The following is a 12,111-nucleotide window of genomic DNA, read 5'->3' as shown; positions in this document are numbered from 1 at the left end:
GATGTCACGTATCACATAGCGGGAGGTGGGCGTCGTGGGCTCTGGGGCGGTCTTCGAGGTGGTCAGCCTGCGCGAGCAGGTCGAGCGCACGCTGTCGGCACGGATCGTCTCGGGCGAGTTCGCGCCGGGCAGTGTGCTGACCGTGCCCACCCTCGCCGGCGAGTTCGGCGTCAGCGCGACGCCGGTGCGCGAGGCGATGCTCAACCTGGCCCGTCGGGGCTTTCTCACCCCGATCCGCAACCGCGGATTCCAGGTCACCGAGGTCTCACCCGACGAGCTGGCCGCCCTCGGCGAGGTGCGGGTGCTGCTGGAGGCTCCGCCCATGCGCTGGCTGGCCGGTGCCCTCTCGGACGCGGTGGTGACGCGGCTGCGCGCCCTCGCCGACCGCATCGTCGCCGCGGCCGAGAAGGGTCGCTTCGAGGACTACCTCGAGGCCGACACCGCGTTCCACCTCACCCTGCTCGACGAGACCGGCAACGAGCACCTGGTGCGCCTGGTGCGCGAACTGCGCCAGCAGACCCGTCTGGTGGGCCTGGTGAGCCTCGCCGAGTCGGATGCACTGGTGGCCACGGCGCTCGAACACGGTGAGCTGATCACGCTGCTGAAGGCCGGCAAGGGCGAGCAGGCCGAGCAGCTCATGCGACGGCACATCAGCCACGTCACCGGGCTGTGGAGCGGGCGCAGCGAGCACTGAGTCGACTCGGACGGCACCGCCCGCAGATCGTGTCGTGTTCGTGATCATCGGCACTTGTGCACGGGCGGTCGGTGAGTAATATTGCACTCGTTGCACGGACGCGTGATATGTCACGTACTACCGTGCGGAAGCAACGGCGCTGACAAGGAGTGTTACTGATGACACACGGTTCTCGACGCGGCACGCGTCTTCTGCAGATCGCCGCCGCCGCGGCGCTCGTGCTCGCGACCGCGGGATGTTCGGGCGGTCTGGCCGGCGGGGGCGACAAGAGCGGCGGCGGTGACGCCGGTCCGATCGTGCTCGGCATGATCGCCCCGTTCTCGGGCAGCGAGTCGGCCTTCGGCGACTACATGAAGAACGGCGCACAGCTGGCCGTCAACGAGATCAACGCCGACGGCGGCGTGAACGGGCGCAAGCTCGAGCTCAAGGTCGAAGACGGCGCGTGCGACGCGACCACGGCCGTCGCCGCCGCCAACAAGCTGGTCACCGACGGCATCGCGGTCTCGGTCGGCGGCTACTGCTCCGGCTCGACCCTGCCGACCCTGCCGATCTTCGACTCCGCCAAGATCCCGATGATCATCCCGGCGGCGAACTCGAACAAGCTGGTCGAGGCCGGCCTGCCGGGCGTGTTCCTGCTCAACGGCACCGGCACCCAGCAGGCGCAGGCCGCCGTCGCGTACGCGAAGAAGAGCGGCATCCACACCGTCGCCACCGTCGACGACTCGACCGCCTACTCGGTGGACCTGGCCACCTCGTTCGCGTCACAGGCCAAGGATGCCGGCCTTACGGTGACCTTCACCTCGACGGTCACGCCGGGCGAAAGCGACTACTCGGCGGTGGCGACCCAGCTGGCCAAGCAGAAGCCCGACATGGTCTATTGGACCGGCTACTACCAGGAGGGCGGCCTCATCGTGCGGCAGGCCACCGACGCCGGCTTCGATGGGCTGTTCCTGGTCGGTGACGGTTCGGTGGACGCCAAGTTCGCGCAGATCGCCGGCAAGGGCTACACCGACAAGGTGCTCGGCACGTTCACGCAGACCCCCGACATGCTCACCGGCGCCGACACCTGGATCGCCGACTACAAGAAGCTGGCGGGGGCTGAGCCCGGGCCGTACTCGACGCAGTCGTACGATGCGGTGCGGGTCGCGGCCCAGGCGATCAAGGATGCCGGCAGCACCGACTTCGACAAGGTGGTCGCCGCGCTGAAGGGCCTGAAGGACTTCAAGACCTTCGCCGGGCCGCTGACCTTCACCGACCAGGGCACCCGCACCAGCGGCGGCTTCGTGATCGTGAAGATCGACCCGGCCACCGGCAATTTCGTGCTCAAGGACGACCTGCAGGGCTGATCCGGCAGGTGGGGCGGCTGCGGCACGTGCCGCGGCCGCCCCGCCGACCGGGATGCACTGGAACGGAGACCCCGCCCCATGATGCAACTGATCTGGAACGGCCTGATCGTCGGGTCCTTCTACGCCCTCGTCGCGCTGGGCTACAGCATGGTGTACGGCATCATCAAGCTGCTGAACTTCGCGCACGGCGATGTGTACATGCTCGGCGCGTTCGTGGCCTTCTTCACGCTGAACTCCTTCGGCGTGAACGGGTCGAGCTCGATCCCACTGCTGCTGGTGATGCTGCTGCTGGCGATGGTGACCACGGGTCTCATCGGCGTGGGCATCGAGCGCGTGGCGTATCGCCCGCTGCGGCGCAGTCCCCGGCTGGCCGTTCTCATCACCGCGATCGGCGTGTCGTTCACGCTCGAGTACGGGGTGCGCGCGATCTTCGGTCCGAACCCCGAGGCGTTCCCGGTGCGCTTCGAGTCGAAGGGGTTCGAGTTCGCCGGCATGCGCATCACCGGCGCGCAGATCACGCTGGTGGTCATCGCCGCCGTGCTCATGCTGGTGCTCTCGCACGTGGTGGAACGCACCCGGTCCGGACGCGCCATGCGCGCGATCGCACTCGACACCCAGGGCTCGCAGCTGATGGGCATCAACGTCAACCGCACCATCGCGGTGGTGTTCTTCATCGGCTCGGCCCTCGCCGGCGCCGCCGGCGTGATGGCTGGCGCGTACTACGGTTCCATCGACTTTCTGATGGGCTTCATCATCGGCCTCAAGGCGTTCACCGCAGCGGTGATCGGCGGCATCGGCAACCTGTACGGCGCCATGCTCGGCGGGCTTGTGCTCGGGATGCTGGAGTCCTTCGGCTCGGCATGGTTCGGGGGAGAGTGGCGCGACGTGTTCTCGTTCGCGTTCCTCATCCTGTTCCTCACCTTCAAACCCACCGGCCTGCTCGGCGCCCGCGTCGTGGAGAGGATGTGACCATGGCGACGACGCTCGACGCCGCGCTCAAGCACGTCACACTGCGTGCGCCCGCCCCCCAGTACGAGCGTCCGCGCGCGCCGCGCGGCATCCTGAGTTCGCAGACCGGCTTTCTGCGGGCTGTGGGCACGGTGACGGTCGTGCTGGTGGCGGTGCTGCCGTTCATCGACTCGTCCCGGTATCTGATCTCGATCGCCACCAGTGCCCTCATCTACGTGATGCTGGCCATGGGGCTGAACGTCGTGGTCGGGTTCGCCGGCCTGCTCGACCTCGGATACATCGCCTTCTTCGCGGTCGGCGCCTACATTTCGGGGATCTTCACCACCACGCTCGGCTGGCCGATGTGGGCGGCACTGCCGGCCACGGTGGCCGCCTGCGTCGTGGCGGGTGTGATCATCGGAGCCCCCACGCTGCGGCTGCGCAGCGACTACCTCGCCATCGTCACGCTCGGCTTCGGTGAGATCATCCGCATCACGGCCAACAACCTCGAGGTCACCGGCGGACCCAGCGGCATCCACGGCATCCCGACGTGGAGCTTCGGCGACTGGAGCTTCGCCGACGGCTTCACCCTGGGTGGTGTGTTCTTCCCGCCGTACGTGGTCTTCTACTACTTCGTGGCCGCGATCGTCATCCTGGTCGGCGTCGTCGGCGCAGGGCGGCTGGGCAAAGGCAAGCTCGGGCGCGCCTGGAAGGCGGTGCGCGACGACGAGGACGCCGCCGAGGCGATGGGCATCAACACCTACATCGCCAAGATCTCGGCGTACATCATCGGAGCGGTGTGGGCCGGCATCGCCGGCCAGCTCATGGCCACGCAGCTGTCGGCCATCAGTCCGAACAGCTTCCAGTTCCTGTACTCGGTGCTGATCCTCATGGCCGTCGTGCTCGGCGGGATGGGTTCGACTCCCGGTGTCATCATCGGCGCTCTGTTCGTGTCGCTGGCCCCCGAGGTGCTGCGCGATTTCTCGGAGTGGCGATTCCTCATCTTCGGTGTGCTGCTGGTGATCACCATGCTCTTCCGACCTGCCGGGCTGTGGCCGGCCACGGCCGTGCTGCCGTGGCTCAAGCGCCGCCGGCCGGAGGCGCCGCCGCCCACCGAGGCGATCGGGGTGGTGGCGGCCGAAGTGGAGGCCGAGGTCGACGCCGAGGCCGCAGACCGTTTCACCGTCGAGGAGGACCGGCCATGAGCGCTCTGCTGGACGTGACGGACCTGCGGCTGCAGTTCGGCGGGGTCAAGGCGGTGGACGGGCTGAGCTTTCAGGTGCATGAGGGCGAGATCCTGGCGGTGATCGGCCCGAACGGTGCCGGCAAGACCAGCGCGTTCAACTGCATCTCGGGGTTCTATCTGCCCACCGGCGGATCGGTCGTCTTCGACGGCAAGCGCATCGTGCGACCGGTGCCGCGGTGGCTGCGCACGCTGAAGCTCGCGGCGCTGCTGCAGAGCTTCGGGTTCTACCGGGTGCTGCCCTCACGGGTGACCAAGTGGGGGATGGCGCGCACGTTCCAGAACCTGCGCCTGTTCCGCGAGCTGACCGTGCTCGAGAACGTCAAGACCGCGATGCACGCGAATCTGCGTGAGGGTTTCTGGTCGACGCTGCTGCACCTGCCGCGGTATCGCCGGGCCGAGGCCGCGTGCACCCGCGAGGCCCGGGGATGGCTGGATTTCGTCGGGTACCGACACGACGAGGACCTCTACGTCACCCAGCTGCCGTACGGCGAACAGCGGCGCGTCGAGATCGCCCGGGCCCTTGCCACCAGTCCCCGGCTGCTGCTGCTGGACGAACCGGCGGCAGGGCTGAACTACGGCGAGAAGGTCGCGCTGATGGAGCTGATCCGGCGCGTGAAGGCCATGGGTGTGGCCGTCGTGCTGATCGAGCACGACATGGGGCTGATCATGGAGCTCGCCGAGCGCATCGTGGTGCTCAACTACGGCAAAGAGATCGCCGACGGCACGCCCGAGCAGATCAAGAGCGACCCTGTCGTGATCGAGGCCTATCTGGGCGTGGACGACGTGGACGAGGCATCCGGCGGCACCGACCGCGTGGCAGAGGGCGAGGACCGGCGATGAGCAGGCTGGAAGTGACCGGCGTCGACGTCTACTACGGACGGGTGCACGCGCTGCGCGAACTGAGCTTCACCGTCGAAGAGGGTGAGATCGTGTGTCTGCTCGGCAACAACGGGGCCGGCAAGTCCACGACGATGAACATGCTCTCGGGCCTGGTGCGGCCCAAGGTCGGGACGGTGACGTGGGGCGAGCTCGACCTCGCGGTCGCCAAACCATGGTCGATCGTGTCGTCGGGTCTGGTGCAGGTGCCCGAGGGGCGACGGATCTTCTCGACCATGACCGTGCACGAGAACCTGCTGCTGGGCGGACACACCGTACGCGATCAGAAGGCGATCGCCGCGCGCGTCGACGACGTGTACCAGCTCATGCCACGCCTGGCCGAGCGCCGTCGCCAGCAGGGCGGGACGCTCTCGGGCGGGGAACAGCAGATGCTCGCGATCGGTCGTGCCCTGGTCACCGGCCCGAAACTGCTGCTGCTCGATGAGCCGTCGATGGGGCTGGCCCCTCTGGTGGTCAAACAGGTGATGGAGATCATCTCGACGGTCAACAGCCGCGGCACCACGGTGCTGCTGGTGGAGCAGAACGCCCGCGCGGCGCTGAAGATCGCCGACCGGGCCTACGTCGTCGACACCGGCGAGGTCACGGTCTCGGGTGCGGCGGCCGACCTCGCCCGCGACCCGCGCATCATCGAGGCGTATCTGGGCGGCTGAGCGCTCGTGTCGGCGGTGGTTGCCCGTTCCGGCGAACGTGGGTAATATGTCACATACTACTGAGGAGCGAGAATGCGGATCGTGGTGATCGGCGCCGGCGCCGTCGGCGCGGCCTGCGCCCTCGCGCTCACCGATGCCGGTGCCGACGTCGTCGTCGTCGACCGCGCCGGTGTCGCGGGCGAGACCTCGAGCCGCTGCGAGGGCAACATCCTCGTCTCGGACAAGGGCCCTGGACCCGAGGCCGACCTCGCCATCGCCGGCAACCGCATCTGGCGCCAGTGGGCGGCACGCCTGGACGGCGAGCGCCGGCGCGGTCAGCCTGCGACCGAGTTCGACGCCAAGGGCGGGGTCGTGGTCGCACTCCCCGGTGCCGAGGCGGGTCTGTCGGCCTTCGCCGCGGCGCAGCGGGGGATCGGTGTGCGGGCCGAAGAGCTCGACGCCGCGAGACTGCGCGAGCTCGAGCCCGAGCTGAGCGCCGACGCCGGGTTCGGTGTCTGGTACCCCGACGATGCCCAGGTGCAGCCGAGCCTTGCCACCCAGGCGATGATGGCGTGCGCCGCCGGGCACGGCGCCCGGCTGCTGCGCGCCGAGGTCACCGGCGCCCGGGTGCACGTCGGCCGCATCCGCGCCGTCGTCACCGACCGTGACGAGCTCGCCACCGACGCGGTCGTCAACTGCGCCGGGCCGTGGGCGGGAGAGGTCGCGCAGCGACTCGGGGTCCGGCTGCCGATCCTGCCGCGACGGGGCACCATCATCGTCACCGCACCCATGCCGCAGCGCATCTTCCACAAGGTCTACGACGCCGACTACGTCGGGGCCGTGGCATCCGGGGACGCCGACCTGCAGACATCCACCGTCGTGGAGTCGACCCCCGCCGGCACGGTGCTCATCGGGTCGAGCCGCGAGCGGGTCGGGTTCTCGACCGCACACACCCTGCCGGCGCTGTCCGAGATCGCGGCGAAGGCCGTGCGGCTGTTCCCGTTCCTGGCCGACACGATGGTGCTGCGCACCTACACCGGGTTCCGCCCGTACGCACCCGACCACCTGCCGATGATCGGCGCCGACGGCACCGTCGACGGACTGTTCCACGCGGCCGGCCACGAGGGCGCCGGCATCGGGCTCGCGCCGGCGACCGGACTGCTCATCGCCCACGCGGTGCTGGGCACACCGGCGCCGGCCGACCCCGCGCCCTTCCTGCCCACTCGCGCCCAGCCGGCGGTGGCGGCATGAGCGTGACCGTGCGCATCGACGGCGAGCGCGTCACCGGTGCCGACGGGCAGACCATCGCCGGAGTGCTCATCGCGGCCGGCCGGCGGTCGTGGCGCAGCGCCGACGGCGCCGAGCGCGGCGTGTTCTGCGGTATCGGGGTGTGCCAGGACTGCGTGGTCACCGTCAACGGCGTACCCGGGGTGCGCGCCTGCCAGCGCACCGCGTGCGACGGCGACGAGATCACCCGGGAGGTGCGATGAGAACGGTCGCCGTCCTCGGCGCGGGGCCCGCCGGGCTCGCCGCCGCGCACGCCGCACTCGCGGCCGGCGCGCACGTCGTCGTGCTCGACGAGGGCGAGCGCATCGGCGGCCAGTTCTGGCGTCACCACGACCGACTCACCCGGCCCGGGCTACAGCATCAGTGGGCACGGTTCACCCGGCTGCGCGACACGCTGGATACTGCGGCCGCCGCGGGTGCGGCATCCGTGCTCACCTCCACCTCGGTCTGGCATGTCGAGGTCTCCGACGGCGTCCGTCTGCACACGCTCACCGGGCCCGCCGATGCCGCCGGCCGCCCCGGGCGCACGATCGTCGCCGATGCCCTGGTGCTGGCCACCGGAGCCCACGACCGCGCCCTTCCGGTGCCCGGATGGACGCTGCCGGGGGTGACCACGGCCGGTGCCGCCCAGGCGCTCGCCAAGCGCGACGGCGTCACCCTCGGCCGGCGCACCGTGGTCGCCGGCACCGGCCCGTTCCTCCTGCCGGTCGCGGCGAGCCTGTTGCGGTGCGGCAGCGCCGTGCCCGCGGTGATCGAAGCCGCCGCCCCGACCGCGATCGCGACCGCCTGGGGCCGGGCGCCGTGGCGGTTCGCGGCGCTGCCGGGCAAGGCCGCCGAGCTCGCCGAATACGCCGGGCTCATGGCCCGCCACCGCACCGGCTACCGCACCTCCCGCGCGGTCACCCGCATCCACGGCACCGCCGCCGTCGAGGCCGTCACCGTGCAGCGGGTCGACCGCGACTGGCACCCGATCGCCGGCACCGACGAGATCATCGAGTGCGACGCGGTCGCCCTCGGCCACGGGTTCACACCGCGGCTCGAGGCCGCCGTGCAGTCGGGCTGCGCCCTCACCGCGGCCGGCTTCGTCGGCGTCGACGACGCGCAGGCCACGAGCGTTCCCGGCGTCTACGCGGCCGGTGAGATCATCGGGATCGCCGGTGCCGACGCGGCCCTGGCCGAAGGTGTGATCGCCGGGTTCGCGGCCGCCGGCGGCGACGCCGCATCCGACCGCGTGCGCGGCGCGCGGCGCCTGCGCCGCCGGATGCGCGACTTCGCCCGGCGCCTGGACGCGCATGCGATCGGCGCCGGGTGGACGGACTGGGTGGAGCCGGACACCATCGTGTGCCGCTGCGAGAGTGTGCGGCGCGCGGTGCTCGACGAGTACGCGGATGCCTCCACCCGCGGCCTGCGGCTGGCGACCCGCGCCGGGCTCGGCGCCTGCCAGGGACGCACCTGCGGCCGCAGCGTCGAAGACCTGCTGGGCCGGCCGATCGGATTCCAGCAACGGCCGGTGCTGGCCTCGCTGCGCATCGGCGAACTCGCAGACCTGCACGCACCCGTGCACCCGACCCACCCGACGGAACAGACAGAACAGGAGCAGAGATGACGGACAAGACGATGGACCTCGGTGGTGTGGTGGTCGCCACCACCCTGGCGTTCAAGGAAGACCCGGCGGCCCCTGCCGGGCTCGCGGTTGACTACGACCGGTTCGCCGAGCACGTCGACTTCCTGATGTCGAACGGATGCCGCGGGGTCGGCCCCAACGGGTCGCTCGGGGAGTACTCGTCGTTGACCGACGAGGAGCGGCGCAAGGTCATCCAGGTCGCCGTCGAGGCCGTGGACGGACGCGGGATCGTCATCGCCGGCGCGCACGGTGTGGGAAGTCACCAGGCCCGGCGGTGGGCGGAGTACGCGGCCGAGGACGGCGCCGACGGGGTGCTGCTGCTGCCGCCGATCGTCTACCGTGCCAACGAGGCCGAAGTGATCGCCCACTACGAAGAGGTCGCGAAGGTCGGCTTGCCGATCATGGCCTACAACAACCCGTTCGACACCAAGGTCGACCTGGTGCCCTCACTGGTGGCGAAGATCGCGCAGATCCCCGAGGTCGTGGCGATCAAAGAGTTCTCAGGCGACGTGCGCCGCGTCTACGAGATCACCGAACAGTGCGACATCGACGTGATCGCCGGCGCCGACGACGTGCTGTTCGAGCTCATGGTCGACGGCGCGGTGGGATGGTTCGCCGGTTACCCCAACGCGTTCCCGAAGGAGGCCGTGGAATTGTACGACCTGTGCGCCCAGGGCGAGTGGCTCAAGGCGCGCGAGCTCTACCGGCAGCTGGTGGCGGTGTTCCGTTGGGATTCGCGTACCGAGTTCGTGCAGGCGATCAAACTGTCGATGGACATCTGCGGCAACAGCTACGGCGGGCCCACCCGGCCGCCGCGGGGGCCGCTGACCGACCAGCAGCGCGCGCAGGTGACCGCCGACACCGAGCGGGCCCTCGCGGCGCTGCGGGAGCGCTGATGCGCGCCCGGCGCGTGTTCTCGGCGGTCGACTCGCACACCGAGGGCATGCCGACCCGGGTGGTCACCGGAGGCGTGGCGCCGATCGCGGGCGCCACGATGAACGAGCGGCGGCTGTACGCCATGGAGCACCTCGACGATCTGCGTGGACTACTCATGAACGAGCCGCGCGGTCACGCGTCGATGTCGGGCGCCCTGCTGCAGCCGCCGACACGCCCGGATGCCGACTGGGGGGTCGTCTTCATCGAGGCGAGCGGCTTCCTGCCGATGTGCGGGCACGGCACCATCGGGGTGGCGACGGTGCTCGTCGAGACCGGGATGGTCGAGGTGACCGAGCCGGTCACCGAGATCCGACTCGACGTACCCGCGGGCCTCGTCGTCGCGCGCGTCCACGTGCAGGACGGCCGGGCGCAGCAGGTCACCATCGAGAACGTGCCGAGTTTCGTCGAGCGGCTCGACGCGACCGTGGAGGTCCCCGGCTGCGGCACGGTGCCGTACTCGATCGCGTTCGGCGGCAACTTCTATGCGCTCGTCGACCTGGACGATGTGAACCTGCCGTTCGACCGCGCCCGCAAGGACGACATCCTGCGCTGCGGCCTGGCGATCATGGACGCGATCAACACGCAGGCCCCGCCGCACCATCCGATACTGGCCGGCACCGACCATGTGCACCACGTCGAGTTCATCGCGCCAGGGTCGGATGCGGTACGGTCGCGGCACGCGATGGCCATCCACCCCGGGTGGTTCGACCGGTCGCCGTGCGGCACCGGCACGAGCGCCCGGATGGCCGAGCTGCATGCGCGCGGTGAACTGGCACTGCACACCGACTTCGTGAACGAGTCGTTCATCGGCACCGCGTTCACCGGGCGACTCGTGGCCGAGACCACGGTCGCCGGCATCCACGCGGTCGTCCCCACCATCACCGGCCGGGCCTGGGTGACCGGGCTCGGCCAGTACCTCCTCGACGACGCCGACCCGTTCCCGGCCGGCTTCGTCTTCTGAGTCCGGCACATCCAAAGTCCGGCACATCCAAGGAGCACCATGACCGATATCGAGACCGTGGCCCGTCGGGCCGCCGCCGCGGCCGCCCCGTTCGCCGAGACCGTACCGCGCGAGCGCGCGGCCGCGCTCGTGGCCGCGGCCGACGCACTCGACGCCGCCGCCGAAGAACTCATCGCCGTCGCGATACGCGAGACGGGCCTGACCGAGCCGCGCCTGACCGGCGAGGTGCGACGCACCACCGGGCAGCTGCGCCTGTTCGCCGAGGTCGTCGTCGACGGCGGCTACCTCGACGTGCGCATCGACGAGCCGGATCCCGACTACGCGATCGGGCCGCGCCCCGACCTGCGGCGCATGCTCGAGCCGGTCGGGCCGGTGCTCAACTTCGCGGCGTCGAACTTTCCGTTCGCGTTCTCGGTGGCCGGGGGAGATTCGGCGTCGGCCCTGGCCGCCGGGTGTCCGCTGATCGTCAAGGCGCACTCCGGGCACCCGGAGCTGTCGCGGCGGACGGGCGAGGTCGTGGCATCCGCCCTCGCCGCAGCCGGTATGCCCGACGGCGTGTTCCAGCTCGTCGAGGGTCAGCAGGCCGGGGTCGACCTGCTGCGCGACGACCGCATCCGCGCCGGCGCGTTCACCGGCTCGACCCGGGTGGGCCGGATGCTCGCCGACATCGCCGCCTCGCGGCCGCGGCCGATCCCGTTCTACGGCGAGCTCGGCAGCGTCAACCCCGTCTATGCGACGGCGGCGGCCGTGGCATCCGAACCCGACCTGGTCGCCGGGTTCGTCGCCTCGGTCGCCGGGTCGGCCGGGCAGCTGTGCACCAAGCCCGGATTCCTGTTCGTACCGGCCGGCGCAGACCTCGGCGACGTGGCCGCGGCCGTCGCGGAAACGGGCGAGCACCGGCTGCTGAACCCCGGCATCGGGCGCGGGTACGCGCAGCGGCGGGGAACCGTGCTGGCGGCGCCCGGGGTGCGCGTGCTCGCCGAGGGCGTCGTGCGCGTGGACGACGCCGACCAGTGCTGGGTCACGCCCACCCTGGTCGAGGTCGACCTCGACACGCTGCTCGCGCACCGCGACGAGCTGCTGGAGGAGAGCTTCGGTCCGCTCTCGGTGATCGTCCGCTACCCGGATGCCGCGGCGCTGCCCGCGGTGCACCGCGACCTGTTCGGCGGGAACCTCACGTCCACGCTGCACGCGACCGACGCCGACACCGACACCGTGCGCGAACTCGTGCAGGCCCTCGCCGCCACCAGCGGCCGGGTGCTGTTCGGCGGCTGGCCGACGGGGGTCTCGGTCACCTCGGCGATGCAGCACGGTGGTCCGTTCCCGGCGACGACGACGGATGCCACCAGCGTGGGCACCGCGGCCATCACCCGCTTCCTGCGGGGTGTCGCGTACCAGAACGCCCCGCAGGCGCTGCTGCCCGCGCCGCTGCGCGACGACAACCCGTGGCGCGTGCCGCAGCAGCGCCGTGCGGCGGGCGCGTCGCAGCGGTGGGGGAGCCTGACCGGGGCGATCTGATCGGGCGGTGCCGGCCGGGACCTGG

The 12,111-nt window shown here is 70.8% G+C and carries 12 protein-coding genes; all 12 read left to right on the top strand.

Going from position 1 to position 12,111, the window contains the following annotated elements; all coding sequences use genetic code 11:
* Window positions 1–34 precede the first annotated feature (34 nt).
* The 12 genes from H577_RS0100825 (at window position 35) to H577_RS14600 (ending at window position 12,086) form a co-directional block, all read left to right on the top strand.
* Window positions 35–694 (top strand): GntR family transcriptional regulator, encoded by a 660-nt coding sequence (locus tag H577_RS0100825; protein ID WP_029144337.1) that lies wholly within the window; start codon window positions 35–37, stop codon window positions 692–694.
* Window positions 695–852: 158 nt separating this feature from the next.
* Window positions 853–2,040 carry a branched-chain amino acid ABC transporter substrate-binding protein gene (locus H577_RS14610; RefSeq protein WP_051191537.1) on the top strand — a complete coding sequence of 396 codons (1,188 nt, stop codon included), beginning with the start codon at window positions 853–855 and terminating at the stop codon, window positions 2,038–2,040.
* 78 nt (window positions 2,041–2,118) lie between these two features.
* Window positions 2,119–3,009 (top strand): branched-chain amino acid ABC transporter permease, encoded by an 891-nt coding sequence (locus tag H577_RS0100815; protein WP_029144336.1) that lies wholly within the window; start codon window positions 2,119–2,121, stop codon window positions 3,007–3,009.
* A 2-nt stretch (window positions 3,010–3,011) separates the two neighbouring features.
* A complete protein-coding gene (locus H577_RS14605; RefSeq protein WP_084515712.1) occupies window positions 3,012–4,193 on the top strand; it encodes a branched-chain amino acid ABC transporter permease in 1,182 nt (393 codons plus the stop codon).
* Window positions 4,190–5,074, top strand: coding sequence for an ABC transporter ATP-binding protein (locus H577_RS0100805; RefSeq protein WP_029144335.1), 885 nt, complete (start codon window positions 4,190–4,192; stop codon window positions 5,072–5,074). The genes H577_RS14605 and H577_RS0100805 overlap by 4 nt, the downstream gene beginning before the upstream one ends.
* The gene (locus H577_RS0100800) at window positions 5,071–5,781 is read left to right on the top strand and encodes an ABC transporter ATP-binding protein (protein ID WP_029144334.1); all 711 of its coding nucleotides are present in this window, start codon (window positions 5,071–5,073) and stop codon (window positions 5,779–5,781) included. The genes H577_RS0100805 and H577_RS0100800 overlap by 4 nt, the downstream gene beginning before the upstream one ends.
* Window positions 5,782–5,853: 72 nt before the next feature.
* Window positions 5,854–7,011 carry an NAD(P)/FAD-dependent oxidoreductase gene (locus H577_RS0100795; RefSeq protein ID WP_029144333.1) on the top strand — a complete coding sequence of 386 codons (1,158 nt, stop codon included), beginning with the start codon at window positions 5,854–5,856 and terminating at the stop codon, window positions 7,009–7,011.
* On the top strand, window positions 7,008–7,250 hold the full coding sequence (locus H577_RS0100790) for a (2Fe-2S)-binding protein (protein WP_029144332.1): 243 nt from the start codon (window positions 7,008–7,010) through the stop codon (window positions 7,248–7,250). Before H577_RS0100795 ends, H577_RS0100790 begins: the two co-directional genes overlap by 4 nt.
* Window positions 7,247–8,653: an FAD-dependent oxidoreductase gene (locus H577_RS0100785; protein ID WP_029144331.1), complete on the top strand. Its 1,407-nt coding sequence runs from the start codon at window positions 7,247–7,249 to the stop codon at window positions 8,651–8,653. The genes H577_RS0100790 and H577_RS0100785 overlap by 4 nt, the downstream gene beginning before the upstream one ends.
* A complete protein-coding gene (locus H577_RS0100780) occupies window positions 8,650–9,567 on the top strand; it encodes a dihydrodipicolinate synthase family protein (RefSeq protein ID WP_029144330.1) in 918 nt (305 codons plus the stop codon). Before H577_RS0100785 ends, H577_RS0100780 begins: the two co-directional genes overlap by 4 nt.
* Window positions 9,567–10,568, top strand: coding sequence for a proline racemase family protein (locus H577_RS0100775; RefSeq protein WP_029144329.1), 1,002 nt, complete (start codon window positions 9,567–9,569; stop codon window positions 10,566–10,568). Before H577_RS0100780 ends, H577_RS0100775 begins: the two co-directional genes overlap by 1 nt.
* A gap of 39 nt (window positions 10,569–10,607) precedes the next feature.
* Complete coding sequence (locus H577_RS14600) at window positions 10,608–12,086, top strand: aldehyde dehydrogenase (NADP(+)) (RefSeq protein WP_036283229.1); 1,479 nt, start codon at window positions 10,608–10,610, stop codon at window positions 12,084–12,086.
* The last annotated feature ends 25 nt before the right edge of the window (window positions 12,087–12,111 follow it).

Source organism: Microbacterium luticocti DSM 19459, assembly GCF_000422405.1.
Taxonomy (GTDB): Bacteria; Actinomycetota; Actinomycetes; order Actinomycetales; family Microbacteriaceae; genus Microbacterium; species Microbacterium luticocti.
The sequence above is the reverse complement of the archived record's forward strand: the minus strand, read 5'-3'. Positions and strand labels throughout refer to the sequence as shown.